We start from the raw sequence: 17,120 nt of genomic DNA, 5'->3' as shown, positions 1-17,120 counted from the left end.
GGGGCAAGGACAGTCTCCGGGCAGCACGAATCGACTCGTGCGGGTGGAGGCGTGTCCGGAGTCCGGAAGCCTGTCGGGCCGCGTCTCTGGACAGTAGCTGCCGTCCCGGTCCGGCTTCGTCCCGATACTCGACCTGTGTCGGACATCGAGGACCTGACCCGGCGGATGCGCGCCTTCACCGAGGCCCGGGAGTGGAAACGGTTCCACGACCCGAAGTCGTTGGCTCTCGCGTTGGTCGGCGAGGTGGGGGAGCTGGCCGAGCTGCTGCAGTGGCTCGCCGCGGACGAATAGATGGCGGCCGTCCGTCAGCAGCCACTGCAGGACCGGCTGGGGGAGGAGATGGCCGACGTGCTCCTCTACCTCCTCCGCCTGGCTGACCTCGTGGGTGTCGATCTGGCCGCCGCGGCACGGGCGAAGATCGCGGTCAACGAGGAGCGCTTCCTCCAGACGCTCATCGGAGTCGAGCGCCGCAGCGAGGCTGAACGCCCGACGCACAGCACATGCGTGTGAGGTCGGCGGCGCGTGACTGACCGCCGGCGGGTCGAGACCGTCATACCCCGCGGGCAACCTAGGCTCTGACTGTTGTACCGAAGGGAGCCTGGTGAGCGAGACGCCGGATGAGATCCGCACACTCGACCTGTTTGCAGGGGCGGGGGGGCTGAGCCTCGGCTTCGCTCTGGCGCAAAAGGGCTTTGTGCCCGTCCAGGCCGTCGAGGTCGATCAGGCGGCTGCGCGCACGTTCAAGCAGAACTTCGACTGCCCGGTACACGACGGCCCGATAGAGGAGTTGTCCGACTTCGAGGAGGCCGACGTCATCCTCGGCGGTCCTCCCTGCCAGGGGTTCTCGCCGCTGGGCAAGAATGGCAACCCCGACTCCCGCGCTCGACTCAACGCGCTCTGGGAGCAGTACCTACGGGCGGTGCGGCTTGTGAAACCGCGCGCCTTCGTCATCGAGAACGTCCCGCAATTCCAGAAGTCAGCTCAGTTCGCGGAGCTGCTGCGGCTGATGATGACGGACGAGGACCTGCGCGAGTACCAGTTTGCCTACGGCGTCCTCAATGCCGCTGATTACGGCGTCCCGCAGCTCCGACGCCGCGGCATCTTCATGGCGGTCAAGGGAGTAGGAGCGGTGCCGTGGCCGCCCCCTGCGACGCACGGTCCCAAGTCGAAGGCGCAGCTGCCCTACGCCACCGTGGAGGAGGCCTTCCACGACCTCTCCTGGACACCCGAGCGGACCGATGTGGGTGTCGACTCCGACGGGCGACAGGACCTGCACTTCGGCAGGAACGTCCGCGCGATCTCTCTCGAGCGGTATGCGCACATCCCACCCGGGGGCAATCGCTTTGACCTGATGCGCAACGCACCCGAAATTACGCCACGGTGTTGGCTGGAGAAGCCGACGGGGACCACGGACGTCATGGGGCGCATGTGGTGGGAACGGCCGAGCGGCACCATCCGCACTGAGTTCTACAAGCCGGAGAAGGGGCGCTACCTACACCCCGAGGCGCACCGTCCGATCACCCATCGCGAAGCGACCCGACTGCAGTCCTTCCCCGACGACTTCGAGTTCGTGGGAAACCGCGTCGAGATCGCTCGGCAGATCGGCAACGCGGTACCACCCGGGCTCGCCAAGGCCATCGCGCTGCACCTGCACTCGTTGCTCGATCCTCGGGGTTGTGACTAAAGGAAGCGCCGAGCGACCGGGCGCCAGCTCACCGGGCGTAGCCGCCCGGATGAGCAAGCAGGCGCGTGCGGACACCGGCCCTGAGCTGGCCCTGCGACGGCTTCTGCACAGCAGGGGGAAGCGCTACCGAGTCGGCTGGCCGGTACCCGGTATGCCGAGGCGCAAGCTCGACATCGCCTTCATCAAGGCGCACGTCGCGGTCAACGTCCACGGCTGCTTCTGGCACGGATGCCCGGTCCATGCCACCTGGCCGGCCTCGAACGCCGCCTGGTGGCGGCAGAAGATCGAGAGGAACAGGCTCCGGGACGAGGAGACTCGCCATCATCTCGAGGACCTCGGCTGGACGATCGTGGAGGTGTGGGAGCACGAGTCACCTGAGGAGGCCCTGGAGCGGGTGCTCCGAGCGCTGGAGAGTCAGCGTGACGGGAGCACGGCGAGTCGGCGGGGATGACTGTCGGTGACGCCGGCTAGCGTGAGGCGGTGCGGGGGGATGGCTTCACGTTGCTCGACCTGTTCGCCGGCTGCGGGGGGATGACCCGGGGTTTTCTCGACCAGGGGAGTTTCACGAGTGTCGGGGCGGTGGAGATCGACCGGGCGGCGGCCGCCACCTACGCCGCGAACTTCGACCTCACGGGGGAGCACACCCACGCCGGGGACATCACGGGGTACACCGACGTCCCGCGCGTCGACCTCGTCATCGGGGGGCCACCGTGTCAGGGCTTCTCCGCCCTCGGCAAGCGTGACCCCGCGGATGTGCGCAACCAGCTCTGGCGCGAGTTCGTGAGGGTCGTCCGTGAGTCCGACGCGCGGATGTTCGTCTTCGAGAACGTCGACCGGTTCGCCAAGACCCCGGAGTTCCAGCTGCTCCGGCAGGCCGCGAGTGAGGACGGCGAGCTGGCCGACTTCGACACCCAGGCCTTCCGGCTCAACGCTGCCGACTACGGCGTCCCGCAGAAGCGCATCCGCACCATCGTCGTGGGATCACGCGTCGGTCCGGTGGACGAGCCCCGGCGGACGCACGCGAAGACACCCACGGGGGACCTGGAGCGGTGGGTCAGCCTGCGGGAGGCGTTCCTTGATGGGCCGGTCGTGCTGGAACCCGGCGTCCGTGAGGTGTGGCTCCCCGAGAGCGCCGTCGAGTTCCAGGGGCACGAGGTCCCCGGGACCTTCAAGCTCCGGGACCTGCACGTGACCCGTAACCACGAGCTGATCTCGGAGATCCGCTACGCGCACATCGCGCCGGGACAGGGGCGGTTCGACCTGCCCGAGGAGCTCCAATATCCCTGCTGGCGCCGGCACACCAGGGGAGCCAGCGACGTCCTCGGCCGGCTGCGCTGGGACGAGCCCGCGGTGACCATCCGCACCGAGTTCTTTCGGCCCGAGAAGGGACGTTTCCTGCACCCGCAGTGGGAGAACGGCGGCGAGCAGGTCAACCGTGCGCTCACCCACGCGGAGGCGGCGGTCGTCCAGGGATTCGACGACCGCCACCTCTGGTGCGGCACTAAGCCGGACATCGCCCGTCAAATCGGGAACGCCGTCCCACCTCCGCTCGCGCGGACCGTGGCCGAGGTCATCGCTCATCGTCTTGCAGCTTCCTGAGCGCCGCCTCTGACGTCAGCCCTCCTCGGCTACCGGACGCCTGGTTGGCGTCGAGTACTACGTGACTACGCGTGCTCGTCGCCCACTCCAGGCCCGCCTGCTCGTGTCCGACGCCTATTAGGGCAAGCGGTCCACCTGCTATCAGACCTTGAGGACATGGCCGAGCCGGCTGCGTCCGGTCAGCCGCCGGCGTGACGAGGTCCGCTCCTCAGGCCCTGGGCGCGCAACAGGGCGGCGGACTCGGCCGCCACCTCGTGGACCTGACGACGGAGCTCGTCGAAGTCGAGGGACTCGAAGTCGATGACAGCTCCCAGGCGTCCTAGGCGCTTCAGAGCATCTCTGAGCACATCGCGATCAGCCACTCCGCCACGATCAATCGACGGCCACACCTCGGCGAGCATCCGGACCAGGGCGCGGCTTCCGCCGAACACTCGCCGACGCGCGAAGATTTGGTCGAATTCCGCTTCGCCGAACGTGTCGAGGAGTCGGTATCGCCGGTACTGCTGAGGGACCGCCAGCAGGTGCGCGCGCCACCACAGCCGGCCCCAGACGTGCCGGGTGATGTCCGTCCCGAGGACGCGGTCCCCCGGCGGGCGCGGGTACCTCCAGTACGAGACATCGGGCAGCAGGACGAGCGCGAGGAAGGCCCAGATCGGCCGCACGGCCGCTTCGCCGGCGACCAGTCCGCATCGCTCGTGCAGCAGTTGGGCGATCTCCAGGTCGAAGGTGACGCGGTCCTGTCGCCGGCCCTCGCCGGGGAAGCCTGCTCGCTCCGCGACGTCGAGCACGTCACCGCGCAGGCGATTCAGCTCATCCGGGGTGACACGCCGTCCTCCCGTCGCGGCGAACACCGCGGACGGGTGCCGCACGTCGTGTCGGCCGCCGAGCTCGGACACCGACAGGTGGAGGTACTCCTGGTGCAACTGGCGTGCGGTGTCACCGAGCAGCCGGGGATAGAGGACGCTCATGGCTCGATCAACAGCTGTGAGGTCTCCTGCAACCGGCTGCTGAAGAGAGCAGGTGAGGTCTGCCGCTCCCGGCGCAGGGCCTCCAGGGAGAACGCAGGGAACGCATTTCGCACGACGGTGGTCAGGAGCGCTCCCAGGGATCCCACCGGGTAGTCGGTCTCCTCCGTGAGGTCCTCGTCGGTGAGGGCTCGTTCCACCAGCGACCTCAGCACGTCCGTTCTCAGGGTCGAGAGGACCCGACGGTCCGCCTCCGTGGGTGACCCGGCGGCTTCCACGGCGCGGAGAACCACCTCGTGACGTTCGTTGACCAGCAGGAGGATCGAACCCAGCGCCGCACCCTCGAGGTCCTCGTCGACGTGCAGGTACCAGCCGGCACCGGTGGGATAGGGCAGGTCGTGGAAGTCGGCGGTCGCGATGGGGAACAGTGTGTTGTCGCCCTCGAGGAGTACGCGCTGGCGGTCGGACCAGAGCACGCTCCCCGGCCTCCGGGCCGCCGCCTGTGACCGTCCGGAACCCGGCGAGCGCAGGACGACGTTCGTCACCAACTCGAGGGTGCCTCCAAGGTCGTCCCCCGGGAGCCGGAAGTCGACCGTCGCCTCGAAGGCGTCCTCGGCGGGCAGGGCCAGCCGCCAGGCTTGACCACGCAGCAGCGAGCCGGAGGCTTGCCACTGCACGCTCAGGTCGACCTCCGCGTCCTCGCTCAGTCCGCTGAGACGCCGCAGCCGGAGGCCGTCCACGGATGTCGGGCGGTGCAGGGACAACGTGGTGCTGTAGTCCCAGTCGAGGAGGGTGTCCGGGAGGAGTTCGCTGCCGTCCGGCGTGAGACGCGACCAGGGCCCGGCGGTGACGACGTCGCCCGGGGGCCGTCGGTATGGGAAGACGAGGGTCACGGGGCGTCCTCCGGGTCGAGGTCCATCACGGGTGTGGCGACGACCCTCATCTCCGTCGCGGTGTCCGGGACCGGGAGGACCACGAGATCCACCTCGACAGGACCGTCGACGGTGCAGGTGTCGCCGGTGAACCTGGCCCGTCCGGCCTGCCAGTGCAGGACCCGCGGTTGCGCGGCGCCGGCCGGAGGATCGTTCTCTCGGCCCTCCCACGCCGCGATCGACAGGCGTGCGTCCAGGCGTACGGGACCTTCGTCCACCACTCCGTACCGCGCGGCCAGGACGATGCCCCCGTCCGACTCCTCGACGTGGGGTTCGTCGAGCACCGTGACCCGCGCACGACCCGATGAGCCCGAAGCGCCTCGGGACGGCCGCCCGCTGTCGTCCGCGCCGTCCCGACTCCCGGCGGCCGCCGTTCTGGAGCCGCCCGGACGGATCGCGGTCGACCCGCTGGTGCCGTTCCCGGCGACCCCGCTGAACGCCGCGGCCACCAGGCCGCCCAGGTAGTTGCTCGCGGCACCCAGAGTGGCGCGGGATCTGGTCGACAGCGCTTGCTGCACCGGGGCGCGGAAGACCGCCAGCTGCTCGCGGATCCGGGTGAACGTAACCTTGACGAAGGTGCGCTCGTGCCCTGTCAGTTGCTCGTGGACCCAGTTGTCGTGAGTGGGTGGCTCCGATCGGGCGTAGACGGCATCGAGTTCGTCGTCGGCCCGGAAGACGCCCGCGTAGACGCTGTGCACCGAGCTCGTCGTCGGCCCCTCGTGGTAGCGGACGACCAGCTCAGGTGACCGCATCAGGCACACGTGGTGGGGATCCCCGTCCACGCCGGCGTAACTGGCGGCAGCCGACACCGCGCTCGGGGGCATGGGGACGACGACCGCCTTCTCCAGCGCGAAGCGGCCGAGGCGCTTGCGCGGGTTCCCACTCTCCAACGTCGTCGCAGAGTCCGTCGGCAGCCGGCGGTAGGCGTTCACGAACATCCGCAGCGGGTACTGCTGGGCCGGGTCCGGCACGGGGAAGGACCGCCCGCCGGCGACCACGCCGGGGACGAGGCGCTCAGAGCCTCGCTCGGAGAGCATGATCGGCCACAGCTGCCAGGCGATGGTCTCGGCGAGGTGTTGCGCGGCGTCGTCGGTGCTCTCGAACTCGTCCAGATCGGGATCGATGACGACGAGGGTCGTCCCGGATTCCTCCGGGCGGAACGGGGTCAGGCCCAGTGCACGGGCGACGTCGTCCGCTTCGCTCCCGACCAGGGGCTCGACGTGGTCCTCGCGGACGTCGCCCCACCAATGACGCCCGGTGAAGGGTCGGCTGTCGGCGTCGACCCGCGCGTGGCTGTCGAAGGAGCTGCCCAGGGCGATGCCGATGAGTCGCGAGGACAGTCGACCGGAGTCCTCCTCCAGGGTCCTCGTGTAGACGAGGACCGTCCCGACACGGGAAAGGCGGTACAGCACGGCCTTGCCGTAGCCGTAGGTGCCGCCACCCATCTCCGTGTCCCGCTTCTCGCCCACGTTGAGGACGAAGGAGATCCAGTCACGACGGCCCGCCGCGAGCTGGTCCGCCCGCGTGGGTCCTCCGAGTCCCTTCGTCCCGCGGTCGACGACGGAGAGCAGTCGGAGGTTGGACGTCCTCACCGCACGGCCGACGCCCAGGTGCTCCTGCGCACCGGCCGGCGGGGTGAGTAGCCGCTCCCAAGTCGGCCGATGGGTCGGCGCGACGGTGGTCAGTTCCAGTCGGTAGACCGTCTCCACACCGGGCACGCGGGCGTCCCACGAGTTCTGCGCCGTCTCCCGGACGAAGACCGTCAGCGGGTCGACCGGTGGTCGGCCGAGCTGGTTGCGGATGCCCTCGGAGGCAATGGCGCCGGTCGGAGGGAAGGGCTGTGACCACCAGCGGGGCGTCGTCACGGCTGCTCCAGCAGGAAGGACGCGGGGTCTAGATCGGTGCGGTGGGCCTCGACCCCGGCGGTGCTGAGGTCGACCGTGTAGTCGATCGTCCCGACGCCGGCCAGGACGGCGTCCCCCGACAGGCCGGCGGGCACGACGCGAGGGAAGCCGGGACCCACGAGGTAGGTGCACTGCTCGATGACCTCGAAGCGTTGTCCGGCGTACAGCCCGCTGTGAATCTCGTGGTACTCAATCTTGCGCAGGAGCGCCCGGAAACGCGCGCTGTCGTCCGTCAGCCCGAGGACCTGCTCCACCAGTTCGGGCACGGACACCCCTTCGCCGGTCTGCAGCCGCGACCAGTGGAGGAGCAGACGTCCGGGTGGCGTGACGTCGAGTTGGTCGGTGCCATGGACGGTTACGGTGCTGCCCTCGGGGGACGTCGTGGTCTTGACCTCGACGGCGTCCGGACCACGGTGGAAGTCCTGCGCCGAGCCGGTCGGTCCCGTCCAGAACGCGACGGCGCCGGGATCCCGTTCGAGCAGCGATCGCAGGACCTGGAGCTCCCCGAAGAGGCCGGCGAGAGCCGAGGTGGTGAGGACCTCGTGGTTTCCGGCAAGCAGGGCCTTCCAGTCCTTCAGTGCTTCCCGGAGAGCGCCGACCGCTCGGTCGGGATCGGCGGCGACGCGATCCGACACCTCGACGCAGAGAGCCGTGAAGAGAACGTCCAGCCGTTGGTCCACGAGCTCGAGTGACGCGTACTCCTGGTACCGGCGGTCGTCCTCGAGGGCGCGGCGTCGCAGGAGGACGGCCTTGCCTTCCAACTCCTCCCGCAGGGTGTGCCTGGACGTGATCGGCACGAGGAGGTGGCGGTGACCCTGCGCATCGATGCCGGCGAGGACCGGACCCTGCGCCGTGTCGACCCCGACGGCCGCGGTCCGGAACGCGGAGACGACGGGTCGTGCCGCCACCGCGGTCCAGAGCCGTTCGAGCTTCTCGCCGTCGACCGTCACGCGGCCTCGTCGTCGTAGTCCAGCACCGAGGCGTCCTCTTCCTCTACGGCGACCCCGGACAGGTCCGCACTCCAGTACTCGACGTCCGAGTCGGACGTTCCGGGCAGCGGCCGGGGGAAGACCAGCGCCACACCGATGACGACGTCGTCGGTCGGGGCGTTCAACGGACGGCGCCCCTGAGTGTCGGTCCGTGACTCAGGCTCGATCGGGTAGAGGAGGAGCAGCCCCTGCCCAGGGCGCTGCGCGCTGCGCAGGCCGAGGATCTCGTCCCGGTTGCTCAGGCTCTTGCCGGCGACGTCCAAATCGATGGTCTCGTCCCGGCGGCTGCTGAGCGTTTTGATGTCGGCGACCCCGTCGAGGAGGGCATCGGACTCCTGGCCGAGGCGGGCACGCTTCACCATCCGCACCTGCACCCCGCTGCCCAAGTCGCAGCGCTCGGTCTTGGCGCCCGGCGAGGAGTTGCCCACGACCGCGACGCTCCACTGCGCCAGGGCGCCGTTCCGGACCCGCTTGCCGATGTAGTCCAGGAGGCGGCTGCGGTCCCCGTCCTCCGAGCGCTCGTGGAACGAGTACGTGCTCAGGAACGCGGTGACGTCCTCGTGAGGAACCTGCGTGAAGACGGCGGTCTCCGCACGCGGTGGTTCCTGCGGGTGGCCGTGCCGGTCCGCGGCGCTGATAAGCGCCCTGGCAGCGGCGGCATTGGTCTCCAGACGGGCCTTGCCGCCGGCCGAGACATCGAAGAAGCGGCTCTCCACGAGCGTCCCGCCGTATGCCGCATGGGCGAGGACAGCGGACTTCATCTTCGCCTTGGAGGTGATGCTCATCTTCGGGTGCGAGCGCAGCCGGACCGCGAAGGTCAGGGGCGTCTCCGCCGGGTTGTGCATGTAGCGCTCGATGTCGCGCCGCATGTCGGCCTCGACCGTCGCGAGGTGGCTGAACCACTCGGCGAGTTCCTGGGTCATCCAGATCCGGGGCAGGTCGGCGTACCTGTCCCGGTAGCCGAACCACCGTCCCATCTGCAGCAACGTGTCGTAGGCCGACACTGCCCGGACGAAGAGGCTGGACACCAGGCCCTCGAGGGTCAGGCCGCGGGACAGGGTGTTCCCGCCCACCGCGATCGCGGTGACCGGGCCCGACTCGTAGTTGAGACGATCCGTGCTGCGGTAGTTGTCGATCACGACCTTCGTCTCGTGGACGACGGTCGACAGGTGCTCCAGCACCACGTCGAACGGCACCGTCGTCTCGTCGAAGTCCATGGCCCGCACCAGGCGGGTCTCGCGTTCCCAGGTTGCGCGGAGACGATCCACCGTGCGTCGGTCGCCGGTACGGAGCCGGTCCGCCAGCGTGGTGCGGAGCTGGAGCAGGGGCTCCTTGAACGCCTCGTGGACCGCGGTCTCGGTCGTGGTGTGCACCAGCATCGTCGAGTGGGGGTTGCCGCCGCCCCGCGCCCGTCGGGCGGCGGTCGCGAGCCAGAACCACTCCACCGCTGCCTGCAACGAGCGGGTCACCGCGGGCTGGAAGGTCGCGGCCTCCTTCTTGTTGCGCGGCTTGAGGTCGTCCACCTCGTCGTCGGGAACGATCCGCACCATGTCGTAGCCGCCGGGCAGGTCGGCCGGGTCCTCCCCGTCGAGGAGGTCTCGTCCGAAGAGGACCTCGGTGCCGTGGTAACCCTGCGGCTGAGGGAGGTTGACGATGAAGTCCCGGGGATAGAAGTCCTCGTCGACGGACGGGTCGATCAGGAGGTTGGCGAACGGCGTCGCCGTGTACCCGACGTACCCGACCTTGGGGAACTTGCTCAGGACGTCGAAGAGCAGCGGATTGATCTTCGCCGTCGCGACCGTCGACTGATCCGCCTCGTCGTCGATGATCAGGGTCGGACAGTTCTCCAGGTACTCGCCCGCATTACCGAGCCATCTCCGCAGCTTCCGGAGAACAGCGGCGTTCTTCTTCACCACGAGGAGGAGGTGCTGGTCGGACGAGGCGAAGAACGCCTTGGGGTTCGGCGGTGGCACGAAGTCGTGGGTCTCGCTCGTGACCTGGTGCCACTGTCCCGGGTTGGCCTCGACGAGGTCCTTGACGAGGCGAATCTGAGTCTGCCGACGCAGGGTGTTGTGGATCCCCGAGAGGACGATGAACAGCTTGTAGCCGCGGTCCGCAGCCTTGGCCATCACGGCTGTGAAGTTCGTGGTCTTGCCGGACTGGACGAACCCGACGACCAGGCCGCGGGTCCGGAAGCTGTCCTGCTTGGGGTGGTCGAGGAGCGCGACGATCTTCGTCGAGGACTTGTCGATGGACGCGATGTTGGCGTCGCCGAACCCCTTGCGCCGCATCGACGCCTCGAGCGCCGGCCAGTTGCGGTCGTTCTCCATGTCGGGGCCCGTGTACCAGGTCCGCCGACCGTCGAGGAACACCGATGCCGGCTCGTCGAGATTGCGGATCTTGAGACTCTCCGCCTCGTGCCGTTCCCGGACGGCGCGGATGATCGACTCGTCCGCACCGAACAGCTGCAGGTTCTTCACGGCGTCGTGCGGCGTCATCGACTGGGTGAACTGCAGGAAGACCGGGTAGAGCTGGTCGACCTGTTCGCTCGTGCCGGCTGTCATCGAACTCCCCTTGCTGGACATGGCTGCGGCGAGGGTAAACGGCACCGTTGACACGGTGTGTTCACGCGACACGTCTGCGTGGTCCTGTCGCACCTCGCTCCGCACCGGTCCGCAGAGGGAGCCGCGCCCCGGACCGGTCGCCGGTCCCACCGAACGACCGGGTAGGGCCGGGGAGTCGGACCATGCATGGACCAGGGGGCCGTCATCGTGGTCGGCAGCCGGCCGCGACGGTGATGTCGCGCACGACTCCTTGAGGGAGCGGGCACCTGCCTGACCCGGACGGGTGAGGCGCCGCTGCCTTTCGTCGGTGCCGCCCGGTACCAATCCCGAGGACTCCGATCCGATCGGTTCCGTTGGTCCGACGACGTGCTGACAGGCGGGTGCGACCCGCACACGGGGAGAGATGTTCCGCCAACCGCTGCGCCGCGATCCGCTCGTCGTCGGCTGGGCCGTGGTCCTGCTGCTGGCCGCCTTCGTCGCGCTCAACGCCAACACCGAGTGGAGCGGCTCCGTCGAGCCCGAGCGTGTCGCCGGTTTCCTCATCGACCTCGCCACGGCGTTCCTCTGGTCCTTCTTCCTCCTGCTCCTCCTCGCCTGGCTGCGCACCAAGGGCTGGTTCGGCGCTGCCCCGGCCCCCACGCACCCGAAGCCCGAGCAGCCCCGGTCCGCCCTGCCGTGGACCGACCGCTGGATCCGCGACTGGCGCCAGGAGGCGGCCCAGGGCCGCCCGGCCGGCGACGGCGAGCCCCAGCTGCTGGCCTGCCGGCACGGCGTCCCCGCCGGTCCGGTGCTCGACGGCCAGGCGCCCGTCCTGCGCGCGATCTCGGTCAGCCACACGATCGTCCGGCCGGGCTCGGAGGTCCTCGTCACCTGGTGCTTCGAGCACGCTCGCGACGTCCTCGTCGACGGCCACCCCGGGTACCCGCCGTGCGGCGAGGCGCTCGTCCGCATCGACGCCAGCCGGCGGGTCGACGTCACCGGCCGCAACCGCTTCACGACGACGCCCGCGGCCACCCCCGTCGTCGCCGCCGTGGCCGTTCCGCAGCTCGACCTGCCGAGCACCACCGCTCCGCCGCCGGTGTCCCTCCGCGCCGACGTCGCCGCCACCGTCGGCGCACCCTCGCCCGTCACCGACCGGCTCGACGCCTTCTGGGCCACCCAGGACGCCCTCCGCCCCCGGATCGAGGTGTCGCCGCGCCTCGTCGGCGTGCCCGACGCCCTCATCGACAGCCTCCGGCGTGCCGGAAGGAAGGACACCCCGTGAGCCGCCGCCGGTCCCTCCGCGCCGTCCTCGGCGAGCAGCTGCTCACCGTCGCCGGCGCCAACCGCGAGGTCCTGCAGGACGCCCCCAAGGAGCGCGGCAAGCAGGTCGCGATGGGCGCGGTGCTCGTCTGCACCGCAGCCCTCGCCGCGGTCTCGGCGAGCTACGCGCTGTACGTCGCGCTGCACCTGTGGGTGCCCGTCGCGGTCCTCGGTGGCCTCGCCTGGGGCCTGGTCATCCTCAACCTCGACCGCTGGCTGGTCGTTTCCACGCCGCGGCTGACGAGCAAGGTCGGCACGATCGCCATGGCGCTGCCGCGCGTGGCCCTCGCCGTGCTCATCGGCGCGGTCGTCTCGACGCCGCTCACGCTCGCCGTCTTCAGCGCCGAGATCGACACCGAGGTCGAGGTGATGGCGGCCGAGGCCGAGGACGAGTTCACGCAGCAGCTCGCCGAGGACACCCGCTACGCCGACCTGCCCGCGCAGCGCGAGCGGATCGCGGCGCTGCAGGCCGACATCGCCGACGGCGTCACCCAGGCCGACGTCGCCGAGGACCCCGCCGTCGCCACCCTGCAGGCCCGCTTCGACGACGTCGACGCGCGCTACAACGCCGCGGAGGCGGCCTACAACGCCGAGCTCGACGGGTCCGGCGGCACCGGCCAGCGCGGCTACGGCCCGGCGACGACGGCCCGGCAGGGCGACCGCGACCGGCTCCGCGCCGAGCGGGACGACGTCGCCGCGGAGCTCGAGGCGCTGGAGGCCCAGACCTACGAGCAGCTGCTCGCCGAGGAGGCGCAGAACACCGTCGACCAGCAGGCGGACCTCGAGGAGCTGCAGGTGCTGGTCGCCGACGCCGAGGAGCAGCGCGCCGCCGACGTCGCGGCGCACGACGCGGCCGTCGACGACAGCGACGGCATCCTCGCCCGGATGACCGCGATGGAGCGCATCCAGGACGACGAGCCGACGCTCGCGACGGCGCACGCGCTGCTGTTCGCGTTCCTCACCGCGCTCGAGTGCCTGCCGATCCTGTTCAAGACGATGCTCGCGCTCGCCCCGCCGTCCCTCTACGAGCGGCTGCTCGCGCTGGGGGAGGAGAAGGTCGAGGAGCGGGTCCGGCTGCGGATGCAGACCGAGTACGAGGAGGCCGAGGTGCTGGCGAAGTCGGCGCTCGCGGCCGCCGAGGCGCGGGCGGCCCGCACGCTGGAGGCCGAGTCCCGGGCCACCGGGCTGGTGCTGGAGACGCAGCTCGAGGTGACCCGGCAGGGCGTCGAGCGCTGGAAGGACCAGCAGCTCACCCCGGCCGGCAGCACCGGGCTCGGCACGAGCTTCGTCAAGCAGCCGCGTCCCGGCCCGCGACCCGACCCGTGGCCGGTCGGGACCCAGAACTGACAGGAGACCTGATGACCCTGACCGAGCGGACGCTGTGGGCGCTGGCCGCGGCCGGCTACCCCGCCGTCCCCGTGCACGACTACGACGCCGTCCACCGCACCTTCGGCCCGGCGTTCGGCCCGTGGCGGCCGGTCGTCGTCGGCCGTGAGGGCGGTCCCGTCACCGTGCTCGCTGCCGGCGGGAACACGGACCCCCTCGCGGCGCTGGCCGCCGTCGCCGAGGAGTGGCGCGCGCTGTGCGACCGGCCGGCGCAGGTGCCGCTCGCCCCGTGTCCGGAGCACCCGGCCGCCGGCGACGTCGCCCGCTCCGCCCCGCAGGGGCTGCTCCTGCGGCACGGCCTGGCCCGGCTCGACGGGCACGCCGGCGACGTCGACGTCCCCTCCGACCTGCCCCTGGAGCTGCGGCCGCGCCGGTGAGCGGTCACAGCCACGCCTCGATCGCGTCCAGCTGCGCGTGGGTGAGCCCGACGTAGAGGTCCGGGGCGACCACCAGGACGTGGGGGTGGGCGGCCAGCCAGTCGCCGGTGTCCTCCGCCTGTTCGGCGAGGTCGTCGTCGATCCACACGATCCGCCGGTCCGGCTCGGCCGCGGCCACCTCCTGGGCGACGGCCAGCTTCCACCAGCCCGACTCCCCCCAGAGCGGGCCGAGGAAGCCGGTCGGCGCGGAGTCGGTGCGGGCGTGCACCTTCAGCCCGCGCGGCAGGCCCATCGGCTCGGCCAGCAGTCGGTCGGCGTCGGTGGTCCAGGTGGTCAGCCACTGGATCTCGACCCGGCCCGACTCGTGCAGCTCCCGCAGGCGGGCGGTGACGGTGGGGTCCCAGGACAGCACGAACCCGTTGAACGTGCCCCGCCTCCAGCCGTCGGGCAGCGTGCGGACGGGCGCGTTGAGCACGCCGTCGACGTCGAGCAGCAGGATCGGACGGTCCCCGGTCGAGCCCATGGGCGGTTCCTACCCCCGGCGACGGACGTGCGGTCGGGACGGCGGTACCCCGGTGGCCGGGAGGGCGCCGGAGCCCGGCTCCGCCGGCACGAGGGATCGACGCCCGCGGACATCACGGGTCCGCACATTTTCGACGACGGCGCAGCGAGTCGGTATGGCGCCCGGGCACTCCCTCCGCTTTACTCCCGGGGCCGCCGACAAAGGAGTCTCCCGTGGTCGCTGTGCGCATTCGGGGCAATGTGCCGACGAGGCGTTCCGTCGTGACGTTCGTGGGACTCGTCGCCGTTTCCGCGACATTGACGGCGTGCGGTCAGGGACGTTTCGTGGAGGCGTACTGCGACGTCTTCTACGGCGAGGGTCAGGAACTGCGGGACGCCTGGACCCGGGCCGGCAACACCGATGACCCGCTGGCGGGCATGGCGGCCGTGTTCTCCGCTCCCCGCGACCTCGCGATCTTCTTCGGTCGGCTCGCGGAGGTCGCTCCCGACGAGATCGAGCCGGACGTGGCGGCGCTGCGCGACGCGTTCCAGGAGCAGGCGGACTCCCTGGGGAGCCAGGCGGGCGAGCTCGTGGACAACCCGCTGGGGGCCCTGGCCGGTGCGTTCGCGGCCGGGTTGTCGACCAGCGGCGCAGAGCAGCGGGTCAACCAGTACACCCTCGACAACTGCGGTCCTCCGCCGACGAACTGACGGAGGACGCCGTTGCGGGTCAGGACACCCACAGGGAACGAAGGAGACGTGTCGGAGTGGTCAACCTCAGCAAGGGTCAGACGGTCTCGCTGCAGAAGCGGGGCGGAGGGTCGCTGACGCAGGTGCGCATGGGGCTGGGCTGGGACGCCGCCCCGCGACGGGGCCTGTTCGGCAAGGCGAAGAGCCAGTCGATCGACCTGGACGCGTCGGCCCTCCTCTTCGACACGGGAGGCCGGCTGGTCGACCAGGTGTGGTTCCAGCAGCTGCGCAGCAGGGACGGATCGGTGCAGCACACGGGGGACAACCTGACCGGCGAGGGGGAGGGGGACGACGAGTCGATCCTGGTCGACCTCCAGCGCGTGCCCGGGAACGTCAGCCAGATCGTCTTCGTGGTCAACTCGTTCACCGGCCAGGACTTCAGCCAGATCACCAACGCGTTCTGCCGGCTCGTCGACTCCACCGCCCACGACGCCGAGCTCGCGCGCTACGACCTCTCCGGGTCGGGGACGCACAACAGCCAGGTGATGGCCAAGCTCAGCCGGAACGGCGGGTCCTGGAGCATGACCGCCATCGGTGCCGTGGCCAACGGCCGGACCTTCCAGGACCTGCTGCCGACCGTGGCGGGCCACCTCTGAGGGATCCCGTCGTACCGCCCGTCGGCTGCCGACCGGAGCAGCAGCCGAGCGGGGATCCGTGGCGCGCGGCCACGGATCCCCGCTCGGCAGCGGATGACCGGGCCGGTCCTCACCAGTAGGCCGAGTCCCAGTCCGTGGCGTCGTCGAGCACGGCCCCGGAGTCCGACGAGCACAGCTGGGACACCGCCTGGGTGACGCCCTGGATGTTGCCGGGGTCGACCGTGTCCAGGTCGTGCTCGTCGAGCAGGTCGGAGAGCGTCTCCGTCTGCTCCACGAGCCCCTGGGCGTTGAACTCCCCGCAGGTGAGGTCCCCGGTGCTGCTGCAGCCGGTCAGGCCCGCCACGGGGACGAGGACCAGCCCGAGAACGGCGATGGTGCGGTGGTGTCGAACGGTCATGGCGGTGCCCCCGTATCGTGTCGTCGCCCGGTCCACCGCGGCGCCGAAATGCGTCCGCGGCCCGGCGCGGCGGACAGTGAAGCGCACCAGGTCACCGCCGACAAGCATTTCCGGAAGGGCCTCCGCCGGCTCGCCTGAAGTGTTGTCCGCATGCCGATGCGGGAATGCCGTCACGCAATGTCTTGCGCCGGCGAGGTGGCGCTGATAATCGCGCGAGCAAGTGCCTCCTCCGCATTCCGGCGCGCCGTTGCCACTCGAGCGCAATACCGGCGAGTGCGACGTCCCCGCGGGTGGGGGTTCCCGTACCTGGTGTCAGGGGATGCTTCCGGTCCTCGGCGCCGTCCACACCCCGTTCGTCTCGTCCGGCTCTCGGTCCGTGCGCACGAGTCACAGGCGTCCCGCGATCACCCCTGCGGGGCGGGAGGTCGTGGTGCTACCGGTCACGGTGCGGCAGCATCCCGACCCGGTCCGCCACCGTTCCGGATCGACCGGCTCCGCGACGCGGGGTGCGGTGCCCCGCCGCTTCAGCAGCCGCGAACACCACGGGAGAAGAACACCATGACCGTCGTCCTCGCCAAGGGTGGGAACGTCTCGCTGTCCAAGGAGGCCCCGGGCCTCCGCGCCGTCAACGTGGGTCTCGGGTGGGACGTCAACACGTTCTCCGACTTCGAGTACGACCTCGACGCCTCGGCGATCATGCTCGACGCCAGCGGCCGGGTGACCCCGGACGACTCGGGCTTCGTCTTCTACAACAACCTGCGCAGCCCCGACGGCTCCGTCCTCCACACCGGCGACAACCTGACCGGTGAGGGCGACGGGGACGACGAGATGATCCAGGTCGACCTGACGGCCGTCCCGCAGTTCGTCCAGAAGATCGTCTTCCCGGTCTCCATCCACGACGCCGACAACCGCCGGCAGAACTTCGGCGGCGTCCGCAACGCGTTCATCCGCGTCGTCGACCAGGTCACCGGCCGGGAGATCACCCGCTACGACCTCACCGAGGACGCCTCCATGGAGACCGCCATGGTCTTCGGCGAGCTCTACCGGCACAACGGCGACTGGAAGTTCCGCGCCGTCGGCCAGGGCTACGCCTCCGGCCTGCGCGGCATCGCGCAGGACTTCGGCGTCAACGTCGCCTGACCCGGCCCTCGGCAGTCCGGCCCCGCGGCGACGA

The 17,120-nt window shown here is 70.4% G+C and carries 18 protein-coding genes; 11 read left to right on the top strand and 7 right to left on the bottom strand.

From position 1 onward, the window contains the following. Positions 1-135 precede the first annotated feature (135 nt). The 5 genes from ACI79Z_RS04965 (at position 136) to ACI79Z_RS04945 (ending at position 3,283) form a co-directional block, all read left to right on the top strand. Positions 136-291 (top strand): hypothetical protein, encoded by a 156-nt coding sequence (locus ACI79Z_RS04965; protein WP_456901889.1) that lies wholly within the window; start codon positions 136-138, stop codon positions 289-291. Continuing rightward, complete coding sequence (locus tag ACI79Z_RS04960) at positions 292-510, top strand: hypothetical protein (protein ID WP_456901888.1); 219 nt, start codon at positions 292-294, stop codon at positions 508-510. A 91-nt stretch (positions 511-601) separates the two neighbouring features. After that, on the top strand, positions 602-1,684 hold the full coding sequence (locus ACI79Z_RS04955; protein ID WP_456901887.1) for a DNA cytosine methyltransferase: 1,083 nt from the start codon (positions 602-604) through the stop codon (positions 1,682-1,684). 49 nt (positions 1,685-1,733) lie between these two features. Further along, a complete protein-coding gene (locus ACI79Z_RS04950) occupies positions 1,734-2,135 on the top strand; it encodes a very short patch repair endonuclease (RefSeq protein ID WP_456901886.1) in 402 nt (133 codons plus the stop codon). A gap of 29 nt (positions 2,136-2,164) precedes the next feature. Then, the gene (locus tag ACI79Z_RS04945; protein WP_456901885.1) at positions 2,165-3,283 is read left to right on the top strand and encodes a DNA cytosine methyltransferase; all 1,119 of its coding nucleotides are present in this window, start codon (positions 2,165-2,167) and stop codon (positions 3,281-3,283) included. A gap of 179 nt (positions 3,284-3,462) precedes the next feature. Here the strand turns inward: ACI79Z_RS04945 and ACI79Z_RS04940 are convergent, their stop codons facing one another. From ACI79Z_RS04940 to ACI79Z_RS04920, 5 genes are all read right to left on the bottom strand, one after another. Next, positions 3,463-4,251 carry a DUF6339 family protein gene (locus tag ACI79Z_RS04940; RefSeq protein WP_456901884.1) on the bottom strand — a complete coding sequence of 263 codons (789 nt, stop codon included), beginning with the start codon at positions 4,249-4,251 and terminating at the stop codon, positions 3,463-3,465. Further along, complete coding sequence (locus ACI79Z_RS04935) at positions 4,248-5,141, bottom strand: hypothetical protein (protein ID WP_456901883.1); 894 nt, start codon at positions 5,139-5,141, stop codon at positions 4,248-4,250. Before ACI79Z_RS04935 ends, ACI79Z_RS04940 begins: the two co-directional genes overlap by 4 nt. Further along, on the bottom strand, positions 5,138-6,889 hold the full coding sequence (locus tag ACI79Z_RS04930) for a hypothetical protein (protein ID WP_456901882.1): 1,752 nt from the start codon (positions 6,887-6,889) through the stop codon (positions 5,138-5,140). The genes ACI79Z_RS04935 and ACI79Z_RS04930 overlap by 4 nt, the downstream gene beginning before the upstream one ends. Before the next feature lie 152 nt (positions 6,890-7,041). Next, complete coding sequence (locus ACI79Z_RS04925) at positions 7,042-8,034, bottom strand: PD-(D/E)XK motif protein (RefSeq protein ID WP_456901881.1); 993 nt, start codon at positions 8,032-8,034, stop codon at positions 7,042-7,044. Beyond that, positions 8,031-10,682: a Z1 domain-containing protein gene (locus tag ACI79Z_RS04920; RefSeq protein ID WP_456901880.1), complete on the bottom strand. Its 2,652-nt coding sequence runs from the start codon at positions 10,680-10,682 to the stop codon at positions 8,031-8,033. The genes ACI79Z_RS04925 and ACI79Z_RS04920 overlap by 4 nt, the downstream gene beginning before the upstream one ends. 358 nt (positions 10,683-11,040) lie before the next feature. Here ACI79Z_RS04920 and ACI79Z_RS04915 point away from each other — a divergent pair, with 358 nt between their 5' ends. The 3 genes from ACI79Z_RS04915 to ACI79Z_RS04905 are packed head-to-tail and all read left to right on the top strand — an operon-like array spanning position 11,041 to position 13,702. After that, positions 11,041-11,901: a hypothetical protein gene (locus tag ACI79Z_RS04915; RefSeq protein WP_456901879.1), complete on the top strand. Its 861-nt coding sequence runs from the start codon at positions 11,041-11,043 to the stop codon at positions 11,899-11,901. Then, a complete protein-coding gene (locus tag ACI79Z_RS04910) occupies positions 11,898-13,286 on the top strand; it encodes a DUF4407 domain-containing protein (protein ID WP_456901878.1) in 1,389 nt (462 codons plus the stop codon). Before ACI79Z_RS04915 ends, ACI79Z_RS04910 begins: the two co-directional genes overlap by 4 nt. Positions 13,287-13,297: 11 nt before the next feature. Next, positions 13,298-13,702 carry a hypothetical protein gene (locus tag ACI79Z_RS04905; protein ID WP_456901877.1) on the top strand — a complete coding sequence of 135 codons (405 nt, stop codon included), beginning with the start codon at positions 13,298-13,300 and terminating at the stop codon, positions 13,700-13,702. A gap of 4 nt (positions 13,703-13,706) precedes the next feature. Here the strand turns inward: ACI79Z_RS04905 and ACI79Z_RS04900 are convergent, their stop codons facing one another. Continuing rightward, positions 13,707-14,225 carry an HAD domain-containing protein gene (locus ACI79Z_RS04900; RefSeq protein WP_456901876.1) on the bottom strand — a complete coding sequence of 173 codons (519 nt, stop codon included), beginning with the start codon at positions 14,223-14,225 and terminating at the stop codon, positions 13,707-13,709. Between the two features lie 260 nt (positions 14,226-14,485). Here ACI79Z_RS04900 and ACI79Z_RS04895 point away from each other — a divergent pair, with 260 nt between their 5' ends. Both ACI79Z_RS04895 and ACI79Z_RS04890 read left to right on the top strand, forming a co-directional pair. Then, positions 14,486-14,914, top strand: a complete 429-nt coding sequence (locus ACI79Z_RS04895; RefSeq protein ID WP_456901875.1) for a hypothetical protein — start codon at positions 14,486-14,488, stop codon at positions 14,912-14,914. Between the two features lie 56 nt (positions 14,915-14,970). Next, positions 14,971-15,549 carry a TerD family protein gene (locus ACI79Z_RS04890; RefSeq protein WP_456901874.1) on the top strand — a complete coding sequence of 193 codons (579 nt, stop codon included), beginning with the start codon at positions 14,971-14,973 and terminating at the stop codon, positions 15,547-15,549. A 109-nt stretch (positions 15,550-15,658) separates the two neighbouring features. Here the strand turns inward: ACI79Z_RS04890 and ACI79Z_RS04885 are convergent, their stop codons facing one another. Continuing rightward, entirely contained in the window at positions 15,659-15,946 is a 288-nt protein-coding gene (locus ACI79Z_RS04885; protein ID WP_456901873.1) for a hypothetical protein, read from the bottom strand. 558 nt (positions 15,947-16,504) lie between these two features. Between ACI79Z_RS04885 and ACI79Z_RS04880 the strand changes: the two genes are divergently transcribed. Then, on the top strand, positions 16,505-17,086 hold the full coding sequence (locus tag ACI79Z_RS04880) for a TerD family protein (RefSeq protein ID WP_387988761.1): 582 nt from the start codon (positions 16,505-16,507) through the stop codon (positions 17,084-17,086). Positions 17,087-17,120: the final 34 nt, after the last annotated feature.

The sequence above is a fragment of the Geodermatophilus sp. SYSU D00663 genome, assembly GCF_054050655.1.
The sequence above is the reverse complement of the archived record's forward strand: the minus strand, read 5'-3'. Positions and strand labels throughout refer to the sequence as shown.

Coding starts and splice junctions, on each gene's coding strand:
- ACI79Z_RS04960 (WP_456901888.1), top strand. CDS start 292: ATGGCGGCCGTCCGTCAGCAGCCACTGCAGGACCGGCTGGGGGAGGAG.
- ACI79Z_RS04950 (WP_456901886.1), top strand. CDS start 1,734: ATGAGCAAGCAGGCGCGTGCGGACACCGGCCCTGAGCTGGCCCTGCGA.
- ACI79Z_RS04940 (WP_456901884.1), bottom strand. CDS start 4,251: ATGAGCGTCCTCTATCCCCGGCTGCTCGGTGACACCGCACGCCAGTTG.
- ACI79Z_RS04915 (WP_456901879.1), top strand. CDS start 11,041: ATGTTCCGCCAACCGCTGCGCCGCGATCCGCTCGTCGTCGGCTGGGCC.
- ACI79Z_RS04905 (WP_456901877.1), top strand. CDS start 13,298: ATGACCCTGACCGAGCGGACGCTGTGGGCGCTGGCCGCGGCCGGCTAC.
- ACI79Z_RS04900 (WP_456901876.1), bottom strand. CDS start 14,225: ATGGGCTCGACCGGGGACCGTCCGATCCTGCTGCTCGACGTCGACGGC.
- ACI79Z_RS04885 (WP_456901873.1), bottom strand. CDS start 15,946: ATGACCGTTCGACACCACCGCACCATCGCCGTTCTCGGGCTGGTCCTC.
- ACI79Z_RS04880 (WP_387988761.1), top strand. CDS start 16,505: ATGACCGTCGTCCTCGCCAAGGGTGGGAACGTCTCGCTGTCCAAGGAG.